The following is a 22,974-nucleotide window of genomic DNA, read 5'->3' as shown; positions in this document are numbered from 1 at the left end:
CATCGGTTTTTGTCTTGTCTTGAATAAAAAGCCCCCGAAAGCTTTGATGTCTTTCGGGGGCTGTTTTTATACGTCCAGATTGGCAACGCTGAGCGCGTTTTCCTGAATAAACTCGCGGCGTGGCTCGACTTCATCACCCATTAGGCGCGAGAAGAGCGAGTCGGCATCGGTTGCGTCGTTTACCCGGACCTGCAGTAGCGAACGCACGTTCGGATCGAGCGTGGTTTCCCAAAGCTGATCGGCGTTCATTTCGCCCAAGCCTTTGTAACGCTGTAGCGTGAGACCTTTGCGGCCCGTTGCGAAAATCGCATCAAGCAGAGCCATCGCGCCGGAAAGCGTTTCAACCTTGTCTTTGCGACGAAGTACAGGCGGCTCGGCAAAGACTTCAGACATGCGTGACGCCACACGGTCGATCTGGCGTGCATCGGCAGAACCGAGCAGTGCCATATCGAGAATTGCGACATCCTTGACGCCACGAACTACGCGCTCAAAACGATAGCCGCCATCTTCAGTCACATGTGCAGTCCAGCCACGCTCTGTTTCTTCCGAGATCATGTCGAGACGCTGTGCAACAATGCCCGCAGAGGTTTGTGCAGTGGCGTCGTTTGCCGTTGAATTGGGGTTGAGAAGTCCGGCAATCGCTGCCTGTTCAACGACACTCCGGTCATAGCGCGTGTGCAGACCGGAGAGCAGCTGACGCAGCGTGCGTGCATCATCGACGACGGAACGAAGGTCTGGTCCGGCGCGCACTTCACCGCTTGCCATTTCAAGGGTTGCTTCTTCGAGGCCAGTTTCAATGAGGAAGTCCTCAAAGGCTGCTTCGTTCTTGATATATTGCGAGGACTTGCCGCGAGACACCTTATAGAGCGGAGGCTGCGCGATGTAGATATGACCGCGCTCGATGAGTTCCGGCATCTGGCGGAAGAAGAAGGTCAACAGCAGCGTACGAATATGCGCACCGTCGACGTCAGCATCCGTCATGATGATAATCTTGTGGTAGCGCAGCTTATCCGGGTTGAAGCCGTGAGTTTCATCTTTGCCGATGGAAGTGCCGAGCGCTGTAATCAAGGTGCCGACCTGATCCGATGAGATCATCCGGTCAAAACGGACGCGCTCCACATTGAGGATCTTGCCGCGCAGCGGCAGAATCGCCTGGTTTTGGCGCGAGCGACCGCTCTTCGCGGAACCACCTGCGGAATCACCCTCGACGATGAAGATTTCCGACTTAGCAGGATCGCGTTCCTGACAATCGGCAAGCTTGCCGGGCAGGGACGTCACACTCAGATTGCTCTTGCGGGTGATGTCACGCGCCTTGCGGGCTGCTTCACGCGCTGCTGCTGCCTGAATGACCTTTTCGACGATGGTCTTGCCACCCGCCGGATGTTCTTCGAGCCATGTCGAAAGCGCTTCGTTGACGAGGCTCTCCACAATCGGACGCACTTCCGAGGAAACCAGCTTGTCCTTGGTCTGCGACGAGAATTTAGGGTCAGGAACCTTGACGGAAAGAACAGCGGTCAGACCTTCGCGGCAATCATCGCCGGTGAGCTGCACCTTTTCCTTCTTGGTCATGCCGGAAGCATCCGCATAGCCTGTTACCTGACGGGTGAGGGCACCACGGAAACCAGCCAAATGGGTGCCGCCATCGCGCTGCGGAATGTTGTTGGTGAAGCAAAGCACCTTTTCGTGGTAGGAATCATTCCACCACATGGCGACTTCAACGGTCATTCCGTCTTTTTCGCTCTTGATATAGATCGGCGTTTCCAGAAGCGACTTTTTGCTCTGGTCGATATATTTCACGAACTCGATGACGCCACCGTCATAGTGGAGTTCCTGTTCGCGAATATCGGCATGACGGCGATCAGCAAGCTTGATACGGACGCCGGAATTTAGAAACGCCAGTTCACGCAGACGGCGTTCCAGCGTGTCGTAATCAAACTCGATCATCGTGAATGTATCGGGCGACGGCAAAAAGCTGACTTCGGTTCCGGTGTCGCTGCCAGCGTCACCAGTGACGATCAGCGGGGAATCCGCGACGCCATGCGTGAAGCTCATTTCGTGGATTTTTCCTGCGCGGCGAATTTTCAGCTTCAGCCAGATCGACAACGCGTTCACAACTGAAACACCCACGCCGTGCAGACCACCCGAAACCTTATAGGAGTTCTGGTCGAATTTACCGCCGGCATGGAGCTGTGTCATGATGACCTCAGCCGCAGAGACGCCTTCTTCCTTGTGGATGTCGGTCGGGATGCCGCGACCGTTATCGGTCACGGTGCAGGAGCCGTCGGCGTTAAGCGTAACGGTGACAAGCGTTGCATGTCCGGCAAGCGCTTCATCAATGGCGTTGTCCACCACTTCGTAGACCATGTGATGCAGGCCGGAGCCGTCATCCGTGTCGCCGATATACATGCCAGGGCGCTTACGAACAGCGTCCAGACCTTTCAGCACACGAATGGAATCCGCGCCATATTCGGCGGGGGCTTCGGAATTCATCTCTGGAGTCTCGCTCATGAAAATCTTTCGAAAATGCGCCGCGGATGCGGCCTTAAAGCCTGCTGCAACTGCAGCATCAAAAACACTGTCGAATCACACGACAAACATGGTTTTAATATAGGCGTTAAAGGCGATTTTTCCAAATTTTGGGGCCAAATTTGCCGGGGATTCAGCTCATTTGGCTAGCTATACCGAATTGGGTTGGCGTGGGGTGTCTGGAACCGCCACAATTGGAGCTTATATTCTCTCAACGGGGGCGTTCTTGACCCGATTTTATAAACCCTGATTTTTATAAAAAGGAACGCTTGATGGAAATTGCAGCCAAGATGACCGACACAGCAAATCCCTTTGTTCCGCCTGCACCGCGTCCGCGTGAAAAGCCGGTAGGCCGTTTCGAGATGATGCGCGTGGTTTATAAAAACCCGCTCGAATTATGGGGTGAGCCCTCATACAACGAGCCTTGGGTGTCGGTGAGCTGGCTTGGTATAAAAACCATCATCGCCAATGATCCCGGACTAATCCGCCATGTGCTGGTTGATAACGCCGCCAATTACCCCATGTCCGCCATTCGCCAGCGCGTTCTACGCCCAATCCTGCGCGATGGTCTTCTAACGGCAGAGGGGCAGGCCTGGAAGCGCTCGCGCAAGGCGATGGCACCGGTTTTCACACCGCGCCATATTGGCGGTTTTGCCGAGACCATGCGGGAGCGCTCAAAGCATTTTGTCGAGCGTTACAAGACAAGTGGCACGATAACCGATGTCGCCCACGACATGACGCTTTTGACCTATGATATTCTGGCAGAAACCCTGTTTTCCGGCGAGATCGCTGGCGATCCTAATGATTTCGCCCGCCAGATCGACAAGCTGTTTGAAACCATGGGCCGCGTTGATCCCTTTGATCTGCTTGGCCTGCCGGACTGGCTTCCACGTTTCACGCGTCTGCGCGGCCAGCAATCGCTTGGCTTTTTCCGTGAACTGGTTTCCGGCACAATTGCTATGCGTAAAGAGCGCATGGACAAGGGCGAGGACGTTCCAAATGATTTCCTGACGCTGCTTTTGCGCGCTGAAGGACCGGACGGACTGAACCGCTCCGAGATTGAAGATAACATCATCACCTTCATTGGTGCCGGGCACGAGACCACCGCCCGTGCGCTTGGCTGGACGCTTTATCTGCTTGCGAAGGCACAGCAGGAACGTGCACGCGTGGAAGCCGAAATAGACGCTTTCTTTGCGGATGGCGGCGATGATCTGCCGCCGCAGGAATGGCTGGCAAAACTGCCCTATACGCGCGCAGCGTTTGAAGAAGCGATGCGGCTCTATCCGCCCGCGCCGTCGATCAATCGTGAGGCGGCAGTCGATGACAGCTATGGCGATCTGAAAATTGCCAAAGGTACGGCTGTTTTGGTGATGCCGTGGGTGATCCATCGCCACAGGCTTTACTGGCAGGAGCCGGACGCTTTCAAGCCGTCACGCTTCTGGCCGGAAAACCGTGATCAGATCGACCGTTTCCAATATCTGCCGTTCGGCGCAGGCCCGCGCGTCTGCATCGGTGCAAGCTTCGCGCTTCAGGAAGCAGTCATTGCGCTTGCCATCTTGCTACGCAACCATCGCTTCGACGTGCTTGAAACGACGAAACCTTGGCCGGTTCAAAAGTTGACCACCCAGCCACAGGGTGGTTTACCGATGAAGGTGGTGAAGCGTTAAAGCATTTCCAGCAAAAGTGGGAACCGGTTTTGCGTTCGGATATGCGTAAAAACAAATAGTTACAGGGATTCCAACGGTTCACTGTTAACTGGAACCGCTGTAAGTCGAGGCGGTGTTGGTCGCAACCCGGGCAAGGTGCTGATACTCAGCATCCGCAAGATTGAGAAGGTTCGCGAGTTCTTCGGGGCTGAACCATTTTATTTGCGAATGTTCATCGCAGACATTACGGGGTTCGCCACCGTCCCATGCCGTGACTTGATAAATCTGGCAGATGGAATCGCCGTATAAATCAGGTCTTTTCTCATCGACTGCACCGATCCAGCGGAACTGCGTTGGGCGAATACCGATTTCCTCACCCATTTCGCGAATGAGCGCCTCTTCCAGAGTTTCGCCGGGTTCGACATGACCACCGGGCGTGTCCCAATGTTCGGGCCATGCCTTTTTCCAAGGGGAGCGTAACCCCGTCAGTACTTTTCCTTCGTCATTCACGACGAAGGCGCCGACTGTGACGACTTTTTTCTCCACGATGGCACTCCTGTCCTGACGAGGCGTTTGTAAACTAACTCACAGCGGTTCCAGTTAATATTGAACCGTCGGAACCGCTGTAACTATTTGTTTTTAAGCATTTCCGAACGCAAAACCGATTCCCACTTTTGCTGGAAATGCTTTAAGCGCCAGTTCACAAACGCACATTGCCAATTCTTATCTGCCAAGATGTTCTGCATGCCACTTGAGATGGTCATCCATGAAGGTCGAGATGAAGAAATAGGAATGGTCATAGCCTTCGTGCATGTTGAGCTTGAGCGGGATGCCAGCTTTCTTGCAGGCTTCTTCCAGCAACCACGGACGCAGGCCGTCGTTGAGGAAGCCGTCTGCTGTGCCTTGATCGACAAGAAATTCCGGAAAGCGATAGCCATCTTCAATCAGCAGCGTTGCGTCATAGGCACGCCATGCGCGCTCTTCTGCGCCTAGGTATTTTTCCAGTGCAGGCTTCGACCATCCCGCCGTTGACGGCTGGACAATCGGCGCGAAAGCCGATGCCGACTTGAAACGGTCGGGGTTTTTTAAAGCAATTGTTAGCGCACCATGTCCGCCCATCGAATGGCCGGTGATTGCCTGTCGCGACATATCGAGCGGAAACTCACTTGCCACCAGCTCGGTCAGTTCCTTGGTGATGTAGCTATACATCTGATAGTTTTTGCCAAACGGCTCTTGCGTGGCATCGACGTAGAAGCCAGCGCCTTTGCCAAATTGCCAGTTATCCGGCTCGTCGGGGACATTGTCACCGCGCGGACTTGTATCAGGGCAAATAACGGCAATTCCAAGTTCTGAGGCCATTTGGCGATATTCGCCCTTATCCATCACGTTTTGATGCGTACAGGTAAGGCCAGAAAGATACCACAGCACCGGAACCGCACCATCCTTTGCCTGTGGCGGCAGGAAGACGGCAAAGGTCATGTCGCATTGATTGGTCTCGCTCTTATGGCGATACACGCCCTGCGTGCCACCAAAGCTCTTTGCGGTGGAGATCGTTTCCATGAATAATCCTAATTTCCTAATGCCACCGCGACATTGACTGCCGCTGCGACAAGAACCGTATTGAAGAAGAACGAGACGACACTGTGCAACAATGTGGTGCGGCGCATATAGGTCGTGCTCAAATTGGTGTCGGAGGTTTGTGCGGTCATACCGATGACGTAGGAGTAATACGCAAAATCCCAGCCGCATGGCGCATCAGTTTCTGGAAAAAGGAACCCGCCTTTATGGCCGGCTTTGCTGGACATGTCGGGCTGCCAGAAAACATGGGCATAGTGCAGCGCCGCCATCATATGGATCGTTGCCCAGCCAAGTGGCACGGCGGCAAGTGTCATTGCGAGTGCAAAGCCATCGGGTTCCGGTTTCTGGTTAATCAGAATAAACAGCGAGGCAACCGCAACAATTACCGCAGCAAATGTCACCCAGAAGATGATCCACACTGGTTCGTCAGCGCTCGCTGCGTGTTTTTTCAGATAGGCCGCGGTGAGTTGGGGCAGTGCATATAGCGCGAGCCCCAGATAGATCAGGAAGAAGCAGTTTGCGCCAACGACTGGGGCAAGCGGGCTTTTAAGCGCGTAAGCGATGATGAATGCTGCCACGCCGCCAGCGGCGCCAAGGTAAAACGACATATGGCGGCGCAGCAAAAACATCAGGCGGTTACTTCCTTTGGGTCTAACCGCATATCGACATGCGGGATGCCGTCTTCGAGATATTCTTCCGAAATCGCTACAAAGCCGAACGAACCATAGAATTTCTGCAGATGGCTTTGCCCACCAAGCTCGATAGCGATGCCGGGGAACCGTTCATGCGCAAATTCCACCGCCTCTTTCATCAGACGCTGGCCGAGTTTGTAGCCGCGATAATCTGCTGCCACGACAACACGCCCGATCTTCACTGGCTTGCCTGTGCTCTCTGGCGGAAGAACGCGCAAAGACGCTGCAAGTTCCTCGTTATCAAGAATGCGTAAGTGAAACGCGTCATAGTCCTTGCCGTCGATTTCGGGGTAGGGGCATTTCTGCTCCACCACGAAAACATCCACGCGCAGCTTCAGCATCGCGTAAAGCGCGCGCGGCGTCAGGTTGTCGAGTTCACCCCACTGGGAAACGAAAATCTTTTCGCTCATCAGTAGACGATCACTGAGCGGATCGACTTGCCTTCATGCATCAGATCGAAAGCTGTGTTGATCTCATCAAGCGGCATGGTGTGGGTGATCAGGCTGTCAATGTCGATCTTGCCTTCCATGTACCAGTCGACGATCTTCGGCACATCGGTACGACCGCGCGCGCCGCCAAAGGCCGTACCCTTCCAGACGCGTCCGGTGACGAGCTGGAACGGACGCGTGGCGATTTCCTTGCCGGCTTCCGCCACGCCGATGATGATCGATTCACCCCAGCCGCGATGGGTGCATTCCAGCGCCTGACGCATGACATCGGTATTGCCGGTTGCGTCAAACGAATAATCCGCGCCGCCATCGGTCAGGTCCTGAATGGCCTGAACAACCTTGTCATTGCCGATTTCACGCGGGTTGACGAAGTCGGTCATGCCGAACTTCTTCGCCATTTCAACCTTGGATGGATTGATGTCGACGCCGATGATCTTGTCGGCACCAACCATACGCGCGCCCTGAATGACATTGAGACCAATGCCGCCAAGGCCAAACACAACCACATTGGAACCTGGACGAACCTTAGCCGTATAAATAACCGCGCCAATGCCGGTGGTGACGCCGCAGCCGATATAGCAGATCTTGTCGAAAGGCGCGTCTTCACGAACCTTGGCAAGAGCGATTTCCGGCAGAACTGTGAAGTTCGAGAAGGTCGAACAGCCCATATAATGGAACACTTCGCCGCCATCGCAAGAGAAGCGCGTGGTGCGATCCGGCATCAGGCCCTGACCCTGTGTGGCGCGGATAGAGGTGCAGAGATTGGAGCGCTGCGACAAACAGGTTTTGCACGAGCGGCATTCCGGCGTGTAGAGCGGGATGACATGATCGCCGGGCCTGACGGAGGTCACACCAGCGCCCACTTCGCGCACGATGCCCGCACCTTCATGGCCGAGAATGGCCGGAAATTTGCCTTCGGAATCAAGGCCGGAAAGCGTATAGGCATCGGTGTGGCAAACGCCGGTCGCCATGATTTCGACCAGCACTTCGCCAGCGCGGGGACCGCCGATTTCGATGGTTTCGATGGTGAGCGGCTTCTTTGCCTCCCAGGCAACGGCGGCACGTGATTTCATGGCTCTAGTCCCTTCCAGTTCATAAGGCACCTATTTCAGATAGGTGCGCAAAATCCGCATGATTTCGTCGATTTGTGTATCCGGATCAGCCACGGCATCTCGCGCTATGGTCTCACGAGACTCCCCGCGCACTTGGCCAAATGTCTCGCGAAAATGGCTTTCCAGCACTTCCGCCATCAATCCGTTGGCAGCCCCGCGCAACGCTGCAATTTGCTGCAACAGGGCCGAGCATTCCGTGCCTGCTTCCACCGCGCGCTCCAATGCTTCGGCCTGCCCCTTGATACGGCGCAGGCGCGTCATCGCGCGCTTTTTGTCTTCCGGTGAATGCGGCATGAAATCTCCCGATTATTGCGAAACCTATATACTATAGGGGAGTATGTCAATTGCTCCAGAAATGCCTCTTGCGAGAATGATTTTCCCTGCAATTTGCCTATCGCGAATTTTACGCCTCAAGCTGCAAGTGCAAGAGCGGATAAGGGCGCCCCTGATCGTCAGTTTCCGAACGACCTGTCTCAACAAAACCGACATGGCGATAAAAGCCCACGCCTTGCGTGTTCTGCTCATTCACGTCGACAGTCAGCACCCCGATAATACCTTTCGCGTGGGCGATCATGTGCTTGCCAATGCCTTTGCCGCGCTCAACCGGTGAAATAAACAGACTGTCGATGTTGCCTTCGGTCAAGCCCATGAATCCAACCGGCTTGCCGTCATCCTCAACGACATCGACTACTACATTCGGCAGATATTGCTCTCCGACCAACTTTTCGAGTTCAATGAAATCTTCTCGGCGGAGAAAATCATGCGTCGCCAGCACGCTTTCCCGCCAGATTGCGGTGAGGGCCGGGGCATCGGCGGGCGTGGATTTTCGTATATGGATCATCGTCGTTCCTTGTGGGATAAGCACCAAAGCAACGCCTTTATAATACGGAATTTCATTTGACGAGTCTGCCCGATCTTCCCGTTACGCGCATTCTGCCGCAGCTTGATGCAGCGTTGGCCACCCATGCAAGCGCGGTTCTGGTTGCCCCTCCGGGGGCAGGCAAAACCACGCTGGTGCCGCTGCATTTTTTGAATGCAGGTTGGCGCGGTGATAGGATGATTGTGCTGCTCGAACCGCGCCGTCTTGCGGCGCGCGCTGCGGCACGACGCATGGCGCAGCTTTTGGGCGAAGAAGCGGGCGAGACGGTCGGCTATCGTATGCGCCTTGAAAGCAAGGTTTCGGCCAAGACTAAAATCCTCGTCGTCACCGAGGGCGTTTTCGCACGCATGATCCTTGATGATCCTGATCTCAAAGGTGTCGCGGCGGTTCTGTTCGACGAGTTTCATGAACGCAGCCTCGATGCCGATTTCGGTCTGGCATTGGCGCTTGACGTGCAGGCAGCCTTACGTGACGATCTCAAAATTCTCGTCATGTCGGCCACATTGGACGGTGCGCGTGTGGCCCAGCTTTTGGGCGAAGCGCCGGTCGTTGAGAGCGAAGGCCGCGCCTATCCTGTCGATATTCGCCACCGCGACCGCAAGCCCGATGAGCGCATTGAAGACGCGATGGTTAGAGCCATTCGCGATGCACTGGCCGATGAAACCGGCAGCATTCTCGCTTTCTTGCCCGGTCAGGGCGAGATCGAACGCACAGCCGCTATTCTGGAAAAGCTCCTGCCAGCTAATATCATTCTCGCACCGCTTTATGGCGCGATGGAAGGGCGCGATCAGGATGCGGCCATCAAACCTGCACCGCCAAGTCACCGCAAAGTGGTGCTGGCAACGTCTATTGCAGAAACCTCCATTACCATTGATGGCGTGCGAGTGGTGATCGATAGTGGCCTTGCCCGCCTGCCAAAATATGAACCAGCCACCGGTTTGACCCGGCTTGAAACAGTGCGCACCTCTCGTGCGAGTGCCGATCAGCGCGCTGGTCGTGCCGGTCGTACCGAGCCGGGCATTGCCATTCGCCTCTGGCATCAGGGACAGACGGCTTCGCTCCCCGCATTCTCTCCGCCTGAAATTCTTGAAGCCGATCTTTCCGGTCTTGTGTTGGATTCGTCCGCATGGGGCGTGACTGATCCGACAACGCTTTCGCTGCTCGATAAGCCACCGCTACCCGCTCTCAAGGAAGCAAAGGCGCTGCTCACGCGGCTTGGTGCACTGGATGAGGCGGGGCGTTTGACTGCGGATGGCGAAGCCATGCGGTCGCTGGCATTGCCTGCGCGTCTTGCACATATGGTGGCGGAAGCTGGCAAACGTGGCGAGGCTTTGCGTGCCGCAGAACTCGCCATGCTCCTGACAGAGCGTGGCCTTGGCGGCAACGAAACCGACCTCGATACTCGCATGTCGCGTTTTCGCAATGATCGTTCCGACCGCGCACAGCGCGCCAAAGGCTTGGCAAAACGCCTTGCTGCCAATGTGCCAAACAAAGGCGAGCCTGCCGGGTCTACTACTGGCCGTATGTTGATCGACGCCTATCCAGACCGCATCGCCAAGGCACGCGGCCAGACCGGGCAATTTCTGCTGGCCAATGGGCGCGGCGGCGAAGTCGATCCCGGCATCAGCCTCAGCCGCGCATCATGGCTTGTCGTGGCCGATATGTCTGGCAGAGCGGGTCGGGCGCGTGTCCTTTCTGCCGCTGAAACATCGGAAGCCGAAATCCGTGCGGCCCTTGGCAACAAGATCGAAAGCGGACGACAGGTCGTCTATGACGTCGAGAAGAATGCGCTCCGCGCACGCGAAGCGGTTCGCATTGGTGCTATTGCTCTGTCAGAAAAGCCGCTGGCCGCACCTTCAGGTGCAAGCGCCGACGAGGGCGTGATTGCGGCCGTGCGTGAACATGGACTTGATATTCTCCCATGGGGCAAAGAGACAGTAATCCTGCGCCGCCGTTTGGGCTGGCTCTATCGCGGCCTTGGCGATCCATGGCCATCGATGGATGATGACAATCTCGTTGAGCGTCTTGACGACTGGCTTCTGCCTTTCCTTACCGGCGAAGCACAGCTCGACCGCATCCCGGCGCATGTATTGAAAAACGGCCTGATGAGCCTCGTGCCGTTTGATCTGCAACGCCTCGTCGATCAACTGGCACCCACGCATTTTGAAGTGCCGACCGGCTCAAATATCCCGATCCGCTATGACACGGAGGAGCCGGTTCTCGCCGTGCGCGTACAGGAGCTTTTCGGCCTTGGCGTTCATCCAGCCATTGCCAATGGCAAAGTACCGCTTTTGCTGGAGCTGCTTTCACCTGCCCATCGTCCGATCCAGATAACGCGGGATTTGCCTAACTTCTGGAAAGGGTCATGGGCTGATGTGCGCTCCGACATGCGCGGTCGTTATCCGCGTCATGTCTGGCCGGAGGATCCCACGAACGCAGAAGCCACGCGCAGGGCTAAGCCGCGCGGCACTTGACATTCTTACGAATGCAGAACGATGCGAACTTCGTCCTGATCCCGGATGTCGAGATTTTCGCGTATGCGTTTATCCGAGATCAGCTCAAGACAGTCGTGCATATGCGATCCGATACGCCGGAAAATCCAGACATGCATGGAACGGGAATGGGAGTGAAGCGTCGCACGCCACGCTTGACCTGTGCCGCGGCTTGGCTTGAAAAGCTTGCGTTGCAGGCTGTTATTCTTAATTGCATTCTGCGGGATCACAAGGGTTGGTGGGACGAGGCCGCGATCCAGCGCCTTGAGGTTTTTCCGGCTGCTGCGCAGAAGAGATGGATATTCCGTGATCCGCACATTCAGCGAACCCGATGCGAATCTGTCTGGCCAGTCAGTTGGCGAATTTTTCAGCTCTCGTTTCCCCGGAATGATGAGTTCCGAATGTTTCCCCAGTCCAGACGATATTGTCCCCCTGAAAACAATCATGTACCCCCCATTACTATATGTATCGGGAGCATTATAATTTCTTCACAAAATTGACACAATTGCTGCGGGCGGCGTTAACGTTTTAGTGAAGTCTCACAAACGCCCACTGTATTGGTGTTCTCAGGCGTCTCAATTTGTACTGCGACTGGATGACACAGTTCCGCTTGCGTGAATATGCGCGTTGCCGCATAAGGGGCTCGTCAGAGCGTATTTGCTTTTTAATCTGAACGACTGCTCTGTGTCCTTATCTACGTATTTCCAAACGCAAAACCACTTTTATACGTTTGCTGGAAATGCTCCGGGGTGATCATGCACGCAGAATTCGATAACCGAGCTTCAAATCTTTCGCGAAAACCGCGTCTTACCACCTTGGTGCGTCTGCGCTGGCTGGCGATTGCCGGGCAGACCGCCGCGGTTATGTTTGTCGCGCTCTATCTGCAATTCAATTTTGCTGTTGGCATTTGCTTTGCCCTGATTGCTTGTTCCGCATGGCTCAATCTTTATCTCGCATTTCGCTTCCCGACCAATCACCGGCTGAGCCCGACTGCCGCCAGCATTGTTCTGGCATTTGATATTCTGCAACTGGCGGGGCTGCTCTATCTGACAGGTGGAGTGCAAAACCCCTTCGTTATCCTGATGATCGCCCCGGTCATTATATCGGCCACATCGCTGTCGGTACGCCATACGCTGGTTCTTGCGCTTCTCGTTGTGTTGAGCACCTCGGTGTTAACTGTGCGCTACGAACCGTTGCCCTGGTATCCGGGTGAAACCCTTGATCTGCCATTTCTTTTCGTAGCGGGTATCTGGTGCGCGATCATCGCAGCACTGGGTTTTACTGGCGTCTATGCCTATCGTATTGCTGAAGAAACGCGTCAGCTTGGTGATGCTTTGGCTGCAACTGAACTTATTTTGCAACGCGAACAACATCTGACGGCGCTCGATGGGCTGGCTGCCGCTGCCGCACACGAGCTTGGCACACCGCTTGCCACCATTACTTTGGTGGTCAAGGAAATGCAGCGCAGTTATGCAAAGAAGTCCGATGGTGATCCGGCACTTGCAGAGGATATTGCGCTTTTGCAATCACAGGCTGCGCGCTGTCGCGAAATTCTGCAACGGCTGACCAGTCTGTCCTCGGAAAACGAGGAACACATGTCGCGTCTGCCTTTCTCATCATTGATCGAGGAAGTGATTGAGCCACATCGGGATTTTGGAATTCTGCTTCAAGTGACCAAACAGGAAGGACCGAAGCCAGAGCCTGTTGTGCGTCGTAATCCAGGGCTGCTTTATGGGCTTGGCAATCTGGTGGAGAATGCAGTCGATTTTGCGCGTGATGAGGTCAGCGTTACATGGGGCTGGACCGACAGCACTGTCAGCGTCACCATTCAGGATGACGGTGAGGGGTTCAAACCAGAAATTCTGGACCGAATCGGTGAACCTTATATGACCAGTCGCGATAGCGCACATAACGGCGGCGGCGGTCTTGGATTGGGACTTTTTATCGCAAAAACTCTGCTGGAACGCTCTGGAGCGCAGATTAGCTTTAAAAATCGCAAGAATCCGGGGCAGGGTGCGGAAGTAAAAGTGACATGGCCCCGTTCCGCTTTCATTGTAAACTAATGAATATATTGCAGAATTAATCTTGGGTTGAAGCGCTGCCGCTTAACGTGCGGTGTTTCATTTTCATCAAATTTTCGTGCTCGTGATTAGAAATTGCATTTAATCACAATGCTTTACGCTCTGTTGCAATTTAAATTTTGCTGAGATTGCTTCAATAATTCAATGGCTATTTGACTTTTTGACGCAGGGATATCAATAAGGAAACAAAAATACAGGCAGGAAGTACCCCATGGAAGACTTGAAGCAGGAAGACACCGAAGCCATTGGCAACGATCCCACCCTCCTTCTGGTTGATGATGACAAGCCTTTCTTGCAGCGTCTTGCCCGTGCCATGGAAGGCCGGGGTTTTCAGGTAACGACTGCAGAATCGGTTGAAGAAGGCATCGCCGCTGCAAAGGCCGCTGCGCCCGCTTATGCGGTCGTAGACATGCGGCTGGGAGATGGTAACGGGCTTGATGTTATTGAGGCTATCCGCTCTCGTCGTACAGACACGCGCGCTATCGTGCTCACCGGTTATGGTAATATCGCGACAGCGGTTAACGCGGTAAAGCTCGGCGCGATTGACTATCTCTCCAAACCTGCCGATGCGGATGAGGTCTTTGCTGCTCTGACCCGTCGTCCCGGTGAAAAGGTTGCACCACCGGAAAATCCGATGTCGGCTGATCGCGTGCGTTGGGAGCATATTCAACGCGTTTATGAGATGTGCGAGCGCAATGTTTCCGAGACAGCCCGCCGCCTCAATATGCATCGCCGTACTTTGCAGCGCATTCTGGCCAAGCGCGCACCGCGTTAATCTATATCGATCTCGGGCACATCGAGACCTGCAAGCTCTGCAATCGTCAGACGTGCAGCACCTGCTCTTGCAAAGCGCAACATCAGCGCTTTGCGTGTGGCACCCGCAAGCTTATGCTCCGGTGCATCTCGCAGAATTTCTGCGCCATATCCATCCGATAGAATGAAGCCGCAATCTTCCGGAAAGATTTCGCGCGGCACCGACGGATGCGTCGCGAAAAACAGCCGGTCACAAAAAGCGCGGTAGTCTGGCCATTTCCGGTCTGCCTTCCAGTCTTCGATTGAAGATTTTATCTCAACGATCCAGATTTCACTTTTGCGGCTGACAGCAATCAGGTCAGCGCGCCTACCGGATGCCAGCGGCAATTCCGGTAAAGTTGCCAGCCCCATTTCCAGAAATAGGCGCTGCACACCACGACGCACGAGCATTGCGTTTTCGGACTGGCGTCCGTCAGAAAGGGGGTGCGTTTTGTTGGGAATCACGATTGGCATGGGTACATTTTGCGCCCTCAACTCGCGTTGAGCAATCAAAGAACGTTGATTTTAAGCGACATTCCAGCGGCTTAATCTTGGAAAAGGTGGCGATAAAATGGCAAAATTACGTTTTTCAATTTACGGTTAACGGCTGGTTAACAATACTGACGCATGTTTTCACATGAATGGGCGATTCGCTCCTGTTGACGATAAGAAGCAATTTAGGGGAAATTCATGAATTCTCGCGTCTTGCGGCTGAGTGCAGCCCTTCTTCTTGGTGGTGTACTGGCCGGTTGCTCAACAGTTGGCGGCACCTTCTACACCGCGTCTTATTCTGCGGTCAGCGACGCTGGTTACACGATCCCGGCAATTCCAAATGAAAAGATTCCGCAGCAATATCGCCGACAGATCGTGAAATATCAGACCGACGAAGCGCCGGGCACGATCATTGTTGAGACGCGCGAGAAGTTTCTCTATTACGTCATGCCTGACGGCAAGGCTATGCGCTATGGCATCGGCGTGGGCCGTGAGGGTTTTGGCTGGTCAGGAACAGCACGTGTCGCCATGAAGCGCGAATGGCCGACATGGACGCCACCGGCTCCTATGATCAAGCGTCAGCCGGAACTGGCAAAATATCGCAATGGCATGGGTCCGGGTCTGAAAAACCCGCTCGGTGCACGCGCACTCTATCTTTATAACAAAGGCGGAGACACTGGCTATCGTATCCATGGAACGCCTGAATGGTGGTCGATTGGTAAAGCTATGTCTTCCGGCTGCGTGCGCATGATGAACCAGGATATTATTGATTTGCATGAGCGCGCTGAGCAAGGTGCCAAGGTTATAGTGAGGCAGTAAACCTTACGCTGAAATCAAAAAAGGCCGCTGAGAAGCGGCCTTTTTGCTGAAGTAAAATCGGCAATCAGATCTGTTCGACCTGCTGCACTTCCGGCACGAAATGGCGCAGAAGATTCTGGATGCCATGCTTAAGCGTTGCGGTCGATGATGGGCAGCCAGAGCAGGCGCCCTTCATGTGCAGGAACACTGTGCCATTTTCAAAGCCGCGGAATGTGATATCGCCGCCGTCCTGTGCAACAGCCGGGCGAACGCGAGTCTCGATCAATTCCTTGATGGTTTCGACGATTTCGGTGTCGGCTTCATCGAAGAACTCTTCATCTTCATGAGCGGCGGCTGCGTCTGCGTTGGCATTACCAGCCATGGCTGGCAGGCCCGACATAAAATGCTCCATGATCGTACCAAGGATGGCAGGCTTCAGGTGCTGCCATTCGCCGTCGTCCTTGGTGACCGTGACAAAATCATAGCCGAAGAAGACGCCGGTTACGCCGGGTACCGCAAAAAGCTTGGCTGCGAGCTGCGAGGTGTTGCCCGCGCTTGCCGCGTCGCGGAAATCCGCGGTCCCCTCAGGCATGACAACCTTGCCTGGCAGAAACTTCAGGGTCGCCGGGTTTGGCGTCGTTTCAGTCTGGATGAACATGCCCGTTCTCCGCTTTCAACTCTGGATGGGTTCTAGTGGATTGAGTTTGACGTTTGAATCCCGACCGACATAGATGCTGTTTCAAACGTCAAATTCTAAAAATCCACTAGATTCATAAATTTTCTAGTGGTCTTTTTCTTCCGACATCGGCTCGACGCCTATATTCAAGGGATGCAAATGTCGGAAGTAGACCACTAGTAAGCGCCAATGAGCGAGGAAGCAAGGCTTGCTTCGATCAGCTGCATATCAGTTACGATCAATATAGGGTGATTATGTCACCGCATCAATGTCATCATTGGAAAGTCCTGCGGGGACCACGGTAACGGGGATCTGAAACAGTGCTCGCCCAGCAAGAGATTGGACCAGAGGCCCGGGACCTTCCTTGCCAGAACCAGCAGCCAGAACCAGAATGGCTATGTCCTGATCTTCTTCAATCAGACTTGGCAACTGATCATTGGTGTTGCCTTCGCGGATGATGAGTTCAGGCTCAATGCCCTGTTCTTCGCGCACGGCGGCTGCGAATTTTTCGAGCGTTGAACGTGCGCGTTCTTCTGCTTCCTGCCGCATGATTTCGCCAACGCCGAGAATCTGCTGAAAATCTGAATTATCGATGACAAACAGCATAACGAGCGCGCCATTGGTATTCTTGGCGCGGCGTGCGGCATAGGCGACAGCACGCTCGCATTCGGGCGTGTCGTCAATAACGGCAAGAAACTTGCGGCGGTGGCCGGCTTCGCGGCTAAGTCGTTTGGATACCATGGCGATAATGTGGCATTGCAAAGAGCCGCCCGCAAGCGGGCGGCTCCTGATTATTTATCAGTTCTGCAACCAGCCGATAATATCGCGGACGTGGCGCATGTTTGCCTCTGCAATCACGCTGGCGCGTTCGCCACCGTCTTTCAAAACACTGTCGATATAGGCGGGATCGGCCACCAAACGACGCATTTCATGGGTGATGGGCGACAGCTTTGCCACAGCGAGATCAGCGAGTGCTGCTTTGAATTCGGAGAACTGACGGCCTCCGAATTCGCTCAGGATTTCTTGTTTGGATTTCGATGACAAGGCAGCATAGATGCCGACGAGATTATCCGCTTCCGGACGCCCAGCGAGGCCGTCGACTTCCGTAGGCAAACCATCCGAATCGGTTTTGGCTTTGCGGATCTTCTTGTTGATGGTCTCTTCGTCATCAATAAGGTTGATGCGCGAAAGGTCTGAAGGGTCGGATTTCGACATCTTCTTGGTGCCATCACGCAGCGACATGATACGCATGGCCGGACCTGAAATCATCGGCTCGGTTAGCGGGAAAAAGCCAGAAACCTGTTCGTCACCAACCTTCATGTCGACACCAATGCCTAGCGAAGCGATGCGATCAGAATAATCGTTGTTGAACTTCTGTGCGATGTCACGGGTCAGTTCGAGGTGCTGCTTCTGATCTTCGCCGACTGGAACATGGGTCGCGCGATAAAGCAGAATATCGGCAGCCATGAGGCTTGGATAGGCGAAGAGGCCGAGCGAGGCGTTCTCGCGGTCTTTGCCTGCCTTGTCCTTGAACTGCGTCATGCGGCTCATCCAGCCAATGCGCGCAACGCAGTTAAATACCCAAGCGAGTTCCGCATGCTGCATGACGCGGCTCTGATTGAAGACGATGCTTCGCTTGGGATCAATGCCTGCGGCCAGAAATGCCGCCGTGACTTCGCGGGTCGACTGAATGAGTTCAGCCGGATCAGGCGACACGGTCAGCGCGTGCATATCGACGACACAGTAGATGCATTCCTGCGTCTCCTGAACCTCTACCCACCGCTTGATCGCACCCAGATAATTGCCGAGGTGAAGATTTCCGGTCGGTTGGACGCCGGAGAAGACAAGCGGTTTAAACGTGCTCATGACTTTATCCTGATGTTGGCCTCCGCCGGTGGAGAGCGAAGGATTTAAGAATGTCGTTGCATAATCTTACCTAACGTTGAAATCAACTTCAGGAAGATTATGCAACAAATCTAAATTGTTAGAGTGCCGTGCGCGCAATGGGGCGCACGGCACTCTAATCTTTTCGCAGAGGCATAGCGGCCTTTCAAGGGCAATAAAAGCGCATCCCGAAAAGTGTGAAACGGTTTTCTGAAAAGATGCGCGCTTTTACTTGTCGCTCTCAGGCTCTTTCTTCACAGCGCCACGTTTGATACCGCGGCGGATCATTCCGGTATTGGCACCGCCAAGACCAAAGGCCAATGCGAAGTAGACAATCATCGCAGCGACAACCATCGTCGTAACAGTGCCAGCTCTGACCGCGAACGGTGCAGCAGATGAGAGTTCATACGCAAAATGCCCGATGGCAAAATAGATACCTGTCGCCATCACGCCCGCTGCAATCAGCAGGCGCGGAATTCGGGTCAGCAACGGTATATCGCTCCCCCAATGGCCACGCTTAACGAGTGTTGCGAACAAGAGCGCTGCATTGACCCAACCGGCAGTGATTTCGGCAATCGCTATGCCGCTTGGACCCATGCGTTGAAAAAGCGTGATGGCCAGCGACACGTTCACAACCACTGAAATGGCTGCGAAGATCATTGGTGTACGGGTATCTTCGCGCGCGAAGAAGCCCGGAATGAAGGCTTTGATCAGAACAAACGCTGGAAGGCCCAAACCGTAAATCGCGAGAATATTGGAAACGACGATTGTCGATTCAGCACTGAACTGGCCGCGTTCAAACAGAAGCCGCACAATCGGCTCCGACATGACAAGCAGGGCTGCGGCTGCGGGAAGGGTGAGAAACAGTGTGAACTCGACCGAGCGGTTTTGCAGGTTCGAGGCCTCTTTCATGTGTCCGCCGCGCAATGCGCGGGAGAGCTCCGGCAAAAGCACAGTCGCAACCGCAATACCCACCACGCCGAGCGGCAACTGATAGATGCGATCAGCATAGACGAGCGAGGAGACAGCGCCTTCCATGCCTGATGCGATATTGGTGTTGATCAGCAGATTGATCTGCGTAATTCCGCCGGTAATCGCAGCAGGCAGTGCCAGCACCAGAAGTCTTTTGACATTTGTGGTGAGGCGCGGGCGACGGAAACCGATTTTGATGCCTGCATTGCGCACAGCAAGCCATACGATAGCCAGCTGCACCACACCGGCCGCCATGACACCCCATGAGAGCCCATAGCCGACAGCAAGCGCGTCGTAGCCCTTCCACCATGCAAAGGCCAGAACGCCAATGAGAATGATGTTGAGGAAAACCGGCGCGATGGCTGCCGCAAAATAACGATGCAGCGAATTGAGCATTCCGCCCATCATTGCCGAAAGCGACATGCAGGCGAGATAGGGGAACATGATGATCGCAAGCCGCACAGTATTGTCGAACTTTACCGGATCATCGGTGAAGCCAGGCGCAATGACTGTGCGCACGATAAACGGCATGGAGAGTTCCATCACGATAGTGATGAAAAGCAGGACCGTGAAAAGAACGCCAAAAACTTCTTCAGAAAAGCGGCGTGCGCCTTCCATGCCGTTCTTTTCTATCTCCTTGGCAAAAAGCGGTACGAAGGCCGCATTGAATGCACCTTCAGCAAAAAGCCTGCGGAACGTGTTCGGGAAGCGGAAGGCAGCATTGAACGCATCCGCCACGGGGCCGGTGCCGAGTGCTGCTGCCATGAACATTTCGCGCGTAAAGCCGAAAATGCGGCTCATCAGCGTGCCGGACGCGACCGTTGCGAACTTTTTGACCAAACTCATTTAATCTAAAAACCTATGCTGCTGCGCGACCGTTGGTCTTTGCGCTGTTTTCCCCACCAAGAACGGCAAGGAGCTTGCGCTTGATATTGCCCTGTCGGGTTGCGTTTGAAATCTTGTGCCCGACGAGATCGGTTACATAGAAACTATCGATCACCTTTTCGCCAAACGTGGTGATGTGAGCCGAAGCAATATCCAGCGAAAGGTCAGAAATAAGGCCGGTCAGTTCCGAAAGAAGGCCGGGGCGATCTAGCCCTTCCACTTCGATGACGGTGAACTTGTCGGAGAGCGTGTTGTTGATCTCGACATGCGGCTCCACCTTGAAGGCTTTGGCGCCTCTCTTGGGCTTGGTGCGCTTGGCAAGAACATCCGGCAAATGGGATTTGCCGGAAAGCACGTCTTCGATCACCTTGCCCACACGCTCGGCACGTCTGCGCTCATCGTCGTCAGTGTCGAATTCACGGCTGATCAGGATTGTGTCGAGCGCGCGGCCGTCGCCCGTGGTGAAGATCTGCGCATCGACAATGTTGCCGCCAGCCGCAGCACACGCACCGGTAATAATCGACAGCAGACGCGGATGATCGGGGGCGAGCACGGTGATTTCTGTGACGGCCTCAAAAGTATGTGGTTTGGCCATCGTGGCAAGCGCACGACCATTCCAGTCCGTTTCCCGTATGAAATGGGCGTGGCGTACCTGATCATCGAGACTGACGGTCAGGAAATAGTTGGTGTAGTGGAGGCCAAGATAGGCATCACGTTCTGCTGCTGGCCACTCGGAGAGCTTGTCCGCCAATGCAGCACGCGCCTGCCGGTCACGGTCGGCACGCGGCAATTCGGAGAAGCCGCCCGTCAGAACCAGTTCAGTTTCATAGAAAAGAGTGCGCAGAAGCTGGCCCTTCCAGCCGTTCCAGACGCCGGGGCCCACGCCCTTGATGTCGCAGACCGTCAGGATTAGCAAAAGCTTCAACCGCTCCATCGTCTGAACCGTGTCGGCAAAGTCGACAATCGTTTTGCGATCATTGAGATCGCGAGACTGCGCAACCATGCTCATGGTCAGATGCTCGCGCACTAACCATTCCACGGTTTCGGTTTCTGATGTAGACAGGCCGAAGCGCGGGCAAAGCCTGCGGGCAATGCGGGCACCGGCGATGGAATGGTCTTCTGGTCGGCCTTTGGCGATGTCATGCAGAAGAATAGCCACATAAAGTAGAACACGATCACGCTTCATGGTGGTGACGAGATGGTTGGCTAGCGGATGCTCGTTTTCGAGCTCACCGTGCTCGATTTCAGACATGACCTGAATGCAGCGCAGCAGATGTTCGTCCACCGTATAATGGTGATACATGTTGAACTGCATCATCGCGACGATCTTGCCAAAATCCGGGATGAATTTGCCCAGCACGCCGGATTCATTCATGCGGCGCAGGATCAATTCCGGATTGCGCGGCGACGTCAGCACTTCAAGAAACAGGCGATTGGCTTCAGCGTTCTCGCGTAGTTCCCCGTTAATGAGTTTCAGCGAACGGGTGAGCTGTTGCATCGCATCGGGATGAAATTCCAGCCCATGCTTGTCGGCAAGATGGAAGATGCGGATGATGTTGACCGGGTCTCGTTTGAAGACGTCGGGATCAGCAATGTTGATGCGATGATTTTCGGAGACAAAATCTCCACTGGCTGAAAGCTTGCGCTTGCGGCGTGAGAAGGTGAGGAAGATGCGGTTGAAGCCCGGAACATGCTTGGCTTGTTCTTCTTCGAGCGCCGCACAAAGAATACGCGTCAGATCTCCGACATCCTTGGCCACTAGGAAGTAATGCTTCATGAAGCGTTCGACATAGTTCTGGCCCGGATGCGCGGTGTAGCCAAGGCGCTGCGCAATTTCCGGCTGGATATCGAAGGAGAGGCGTTCTTCTGCTTTAAGCGTTGCAAAATGCATGTGGCAACGCACAGCCCAAAGGAAATCTTCGGCCTTGTTGAAAAGGCGCAATTCGGCTCGTGACAGCACGCCGAGCTTGATCAGCTCTTCCTTGCTTTTCACGCGATAGAAATATTTTGAGATCCAGAACAGCGTATGCAGGTCGCGCTGACCGCCTTTGCCTTCTTTCACATTGGGCTCGACGAGATAGCGCGTCTCGCCTGCTTTGCGATGGCGGGCATCGCGTTCGGCAAGCTTGGCCTGGATGAATTCAGGTCCGGTATTTTTGACCACTTCCTCGTCAAAGCGGGTAATCAGTGCGGTGAAAAGATCTTTGTTTCCGATGATGAACCGCGCATCCAGAAGGGCTGTGCGGATCGTCATGTCTTCGCGCGAAAGACGAATGCATTCGTCGATATTGCGTGTCGAATGGCCGACTTTCAGCCCCATGTCCCAGAGCATATAGAGCATATACTCCGCGACCTGTTCGCCCCATGGGGTCTGTTTGTATGGCAGCAGGAACAAGAGATCGATGTCGGAACCCGGAGCCAGCCCGCCGCGCCCATAGCCGCCAACGGCGACGATCGCCATGTTTTCAGCTTTTGACGGGTTCGTCATCGGATAGGCTTTGGTGCTGGCAAATTCGAACAACGCGCTGATCAGCGTGTCCATGAGATAAGACAGGCGTCGCACACAAAGTGTGCCGCCGCCATCTTTCATCAGCATGCTTTCCGCATTCGCACGACCGCGTATCAGAGCATCTTTAAGTGCTTGCAGCACGACTTTACGCACGGACGGGCTTGTGTAGCTCTCATCTGTGGAGTCAGCCAGTTCGTTTAGCTTGCGACGAAGTGTTTCGGGATTGACGATTTCTTCAAGCTTCAGGTCGTGTGCGCTCATGCGGCTTTGATGTCCGGCTTGCAGGGAAGGGCTTGCGGTTATCATCCTATAGCCGGTTTTAGATATGGTGAACATACTCCCGCTGCGATCCGATAACGACAAGCGCATACAAACAAATAGGCCGGGCATTGCCCGGCCTTTCTCGTGTTTTAAAGCATTTCCAGCAAAAGTGAGAACCGATTTCGCGTTCGGAAATGCGTAAAAACAAATAGTTACAGCGGTTCCAACGATTCAATATTAACTGGAACC

Annotated in this window: 20 protein-coding genes; 5 read left to right on the top strand and 15 right to left on the bottom strand. The window is 54.5% G+C overall.

Annotation, left to right across the window (positions count from 1 at the left end):
- Positions 1-66: 66 nt before the first annotated feature.
- Entirely contained in the window at positions 67-2,508 is a 2,442-nt protein-coding gene (gene gyrB / locus QBD00_RS04415) for a DNA topoisomerase (ATP-hydrolyzing) subunit B (RefSeq protein ID WP_095445886.1), read from the bottom strand.
- Positions 2,509-2,798: 290 nt separating this feature from the next.
- Here gyrB and QBD00_RS04410 point away from each other — a divergent pair, with 290 nt between their 5' ends.
- Positions 2,799-4,193 (top strand): cytochrome P450, encoded by a 1,395-nt coding sequence (locus QBD00_RS04410; protein ID WP_318578748.1) that lies wholly within the window; start codon positions 2,799-2,801, stop codon positions 4,191-4,193.
- Between the two features lie 84 nt (positions 4,194-4,277).
- Here QBD00_RS04410 and QBD00_RS04405 read toward each other — a convergent pair whose 3' ends face one another.
- From QBD00_RS04405 to QBD00_RS04375, 7 genes are all read right to left on the bottom strand, one after another.
- Positions 4,278-4,718, bottom strand: coding sequence for an NUDIX hydrolase (locus QBD00_RS04405; protein WP_318578747.1), 441 nt, complete (start codon positions 4,716-4,718; stop codon positions 4,278-4,280).
- Positions 4,719-4,895: 177 nt separating this feature from the next.
- A complete protein-coding gene (gene fghA / locus QBD00_RS04400; protein ID WP_318578746.1) occupies positions 4,896-5,732 on the bottom strand; it encodes an S-formylglutathione hydrolase in 837 nt (278 codons plus the stop codon).
- Between the two features lie 8 nt (positions 5,733-5,740).
- The gene (locus tag QBD00_RS04395) at positions 5,741-6,379 is read right to left on the bottom strand and encodes a DUF1345 domain-containing protein (RefSeq protein WP_318578745.1); all 639 of its coding nucleotides are present in this window, start codon (positions 6,377-6,379) and stop codon (positions 5,741-5,743) included.
- Complete coding sequence (locus QBD00_RS04390) at positions 6,379-6,852, bottom strand: GNAT family N-acetyltransferase (protein WP_095445891.1); 474 nt, start codon at positions 6,850-6,852, stop codon at positions 6,379-6,381. Before QBD00_RS04390 ends, QBD00_RS04395 begins: the two co-directional genes overlap by 1 nt.
- The gene (locus QBD00_RS04385) at positions 6,852-7,964 is read right to left on the bottom strand and encodes an S-(hydroxymethyl)glutathione dehydrogenase/class III alcohol dehydrogenase (protein WP_318578744.1); all 1,113 of its coding nucleotides are present in this window, start codon (positions 7,962-7,964) and stop codon (positions 6,852-6,854) included. Before QBD00_RS04385 ends, QBD00_RS04390 begins: the two co-directional genes overlap by 1 nt.
- A gap of 30 nt (positions 7,965-7,994) precedes the next feature.
- Positions 7,995-8,297, bottom strand: a complete 303-nt coding sequence (locus QBD00_RS04380; protein WP_318578743.1) for a metal/formaldehyde-sensitive transcriptional repressor — start codon at positions 8,295-8,297, stop codon at positions 7,995-7,997.
- Positions 8,298-8,406: 109 nt separating this feature from the next.
- Positions 8,407-8,844: an acetyltransferase gene (locus tag QBD00_RS04375; protein WP_318578742.1), complete on the bottom strand. Its 438-nt coding sequence runs from the start codon at positions 8,842-8,844 to the stop codon at positions 8,407-8,409.
- Positions 8,845-8,900: 56 nt separating this feature from the next.
- Between QBD00_RS04375 and hrpB the strand changes: the two genes are divergently transcribed.
- Entirely contained in the window at positions 8,901-11,357 is a 2,457-nt protein-coding gene (gene hrpB, locus QBD00_RS04370; RefSeq protein WP_318578741.1) for an ATP-dependent helicase HrpB, read from the top strand.
- Positions 11,358-11,362: 5 nt separating this feature from the next.
- Here hrpB and QBD00_RS04365 read toward each other — a convergent pair whose 3' ends face one another.
- Positions 11,363-11,821 (bottom strand): hypothetical protein, encoded by a 459-nt coding sequence (locus QBD00_RS04365; RefSeq protein WP_318578740.1) that lies wholly within the window; start codon positions 11,819-11,821, stop codon positions 11,363-11,365.
- Between the two features lie 309 nt (positions 11,822-12,130).
- On the opposite strand from QBD00_RS04365, the gene QBD00_RS04360 reads away from it, so the two are divergent.
- Both QBD00_RS04360 and regA read left to right on the top strand, forming a co-directional pair.
- Positions 12,131-13,438, top strand: a complete 1,308-nt coding sequence (locus QBD00_RS04360) for an ActS/PrrB/RegB family redox-sensitive histidine kinase (protein WP_095447827.1) — start codon at positions 12,131-12,133, stop codon at positions 13,436-13,438.
- A 229-nt stretch (positions 13,439-13,667) separates the two neighbouring features.
- Positions 13,668-14,231 carry a global response regulator transcription factor RegA gene (regA, locus tag QBD00_RS04355; protein WP_024898183.1) on the top strand — a complete coding sequence of 188 codons (564 nt, stop codon included), beginning with the start codon at positions 13,668-13,670 and terminating at the stop codon, positions 14,229-14,231.
- Here the strand turns inward: regA and QBD00_RS04350 are convergent.
- Positions 14,228-14,722 carry an MmcB family DNA repair protein gene (locus QBD00_RS04350; protein ID WP_318578739.1) on the bottom strand — a complete coding sequence of 165 codons (495 nt, stop codon included), beginning with the start codon at positions 14,720-14,722 and terminating at the stop codon, positions 14,228-14,230. The genes regA and QBD00_RS04350 overlap by 4 nt on opposite strands.
- A 216-nt stretch (positions 14,723-14,938) precedes the next feature.
- On the opposite strand from QBD00_RS04350, the gene QBD00_RS04345 reads away from it, so the two are divergent.
- A complete protein-coding gene (locus QBD00_RS04345) occupies positions 14,939-15,559 on the top strand; it encodes a L,D-transpeptidase (RefSeq protein WP_095445898.1) in 621 nt (206 codons plus the stop codon).
- A 64-nt stretch (positions 15,560-15,623) separates the two neighbouring features.
- Here QBD00_RS04345 and QBD00_RS04340 read toward each other — a convergent pair whose 3' ends face one another.
- The 5 genes from QBD00_RS04340 to QBD00_RS04320 all read right to left on the bottom strand — a co-directional run bounded on the left by QBD00_RS04340 (position 15,624) and on the right by QBD00_RS04320 (position 22,725).
- Positions 15,624-16,196, bottom strand: coding sequence for a NifU family protein (locus tag QBD00_RS04340; protein WP_095445899.1), 573 nt, complete (start codon positions 16,194-16,196; stop codon positions 15,624-15,626).
- Between the two features lie 270 nt (positions 16,197-16,466).
- Complete coding sequence (locus QBD00_RS04335; protein ID WP_412534993.1) at positions 16,467-17,006, bottom strand: universal stress protein; 540 nt, start codon at positions 17,004-17,006, stop codon at positions 16,467-16,469.
- Positions 17,007-17,012: 6 nt separating this feature from the next.
- Positions 17,013-18,080, bottom strand: coding sequence for a tryptophan--tRNA ligase (gene trpS / locus QBD00_RS04330; RefSeq protein WP_151094765.1), 1,068 nt, complete (start codon positions 18,078-18,080; stop codon positions 17,013-17,015).
- Between the two features lie 246 nt (positions 18,081-18,326).
- Positions 18,327-19,916, bottom strand: a complete 1,590-nt coding sequence (gene murJ, locus QBD00_RS04325; RefSeq protein ID WP_095445902.1) for a murein biosynthesis integral membrane protein MurJ — start codon at positions 19,914-19,916, stop codon at positions 18,327-18,329.
- A gap of 13 nt (positions 19,917-19,929) precedes the next feature.
- Complete coding sequence (locus QBD00_RS04320) at positions 19,930-22,725, bottom strand: [protein-PII] uridylyltransferase (protein ID WP_318578737.1); 2,796 nt, start codon at positions 22,723-22,725, stop codon at positions 19,930-19,932.
- Positions 22,726-22,974 lie beyond the last annotated feature (249 nt).

It is taken from the genome of Ochrobactrum sp. AN78 (assembly GCF_029909885.1).
GTDB lineage: Bacteria > Pseudomonadota > Alphaproteobacteria > Rhizobiales > Rhizobiaceae > Brucella > Brucella quorumnocens.
This window is presented reverse-complemented; position numbering and strand designations above follow the sequence as displayed.

What these genes read in the sequence shown, in the direction of transcription:
- gyrB (WP_095445886.1), bottom strand. Translation starts at nt 2,508, where the DNA reads ATGAGCGAGACTCCAGAGATGAATTCCGAAGCCCCCGCCGAATATGGC.
- QBD00_RS04410 (WP_318578748.1), top strand. Translation starts at nt 2,799, where the DNA reads ATGGAAATTGCAGCCAAGATGACCGACACAGCAAATCCCTTTGTTCCG.
- fghA (WP_318578746.1), bottom strand. Translation starts at nt 5,732, where the DNA reads ATGGAAACGATCTCCACCGCAAAGAGCTTTGGTGGCACGCAGGGCGTG.
- QBD00_RS04395 (WP_318578745.1), bottom strand. Translation starts at nt 6,379, where the DNA reads ATGTTTTTGCTGCGCCGCCATATGTCGTTTTACCTTGGCGCCGCTGGC.
- QBD00_RS04390 (WP_095445891.1), bottom strand. Translation starts at nt 6,852, where the DNA reads ATGAGCGAAAAGATTTTCGTTTCCCAGTGGGGTGAACTCGACAACCTG.
- QBD00_RS04385 (WP_318578744.1), bottom strand. Translation starts at nt 7,964, where the DNA reads ATGAAATCACGTGCCGCCGTTGCCTGGGAGGCAAAGAAGCCGCTCACC.
- QBD00_RS04380 (WP_318578743.1), bottom strand. Translation starts at nt 8,297, where the DNA reads ATGCCGCATTCACCGGAAGACAAAAAGCGCGCGATGACGCGCCTGCGC.
- QBD00_RS04375 (WP_318578742.1), bottom strand. Translation starts at nt 8,844, where the DNA reads ATGATCCATATACGAAAATCCACGCCCGCCGATGCCCCGGCCCTCACC.
- QBD00_RS04365 (WP_318578740.1), bottom strand. Translation starts at nt 11,821, where the DNA reads ATGATTGTTTTCAGGGGGACAATATCGTCTGGACTGGGGAAACATTCG.
- QBD00_RS04360 (WP_095447827.1), top strand. Translation starts at nt 12,131, where the DNA reads ATGCACGCAGAATTCGATAACCGAGCTTCAAATCTTTCGCGAAAACCG.
- regA (WP_024898183.1), top strand. Translation starts at nt 13,668, where the DNA reads ATGGAAGACTTGAAGCAGGAAGACACCGAAGCCATTGGCAACGATCCC.
- QBD00_RS04350 (WP_318578739.1), bottom strand. Translation starts at nt 14,722, where the DNA reads ATGCCAATCGTGATTCCCAACAAAACGCACCCCCTTTCTGACGGACGC.
- QBD00_RS04345 (WP_095445898.1), top strand. Translation starts at nt 14,939, where the DNA reads ATGAATTCTCGCGTCTTGCGGCTGAGTGCAGCCCTTCTTCTTGGTGGT.
- QBD00_RS04340 (WP_095445899.1), bottom strand. Translation starts at nt 16,196, where the DNA reads ATGTTCATCCAGACTGAAACGACGCCAAACCCGGCGACCCTGAAGTTT.
- trpS (WP_151094765.1), bottom strand. Translation starts at nt 18,080, where the DNA reads ATGAGCACGTTTAAACCGCTTGTCTTCTCCGGCGTCCAACCGACCGGA.
- murJ (WP_095445902.1), bottom strand. Translation starts at nt 19,916, where the DNA reads ATGAGTTTGGTCAAAAAGTTCGCAACGGTCGCGTCCGGCACGCTGATG.
- QBD00_RS04320 (WP_318578737.1), bottom strand. Translation starts at nt 22,725, where the DNA reads ATGAGCGCACACGACCTGAAGCTTGAAGAAATCGTCAATCCCGAAACA.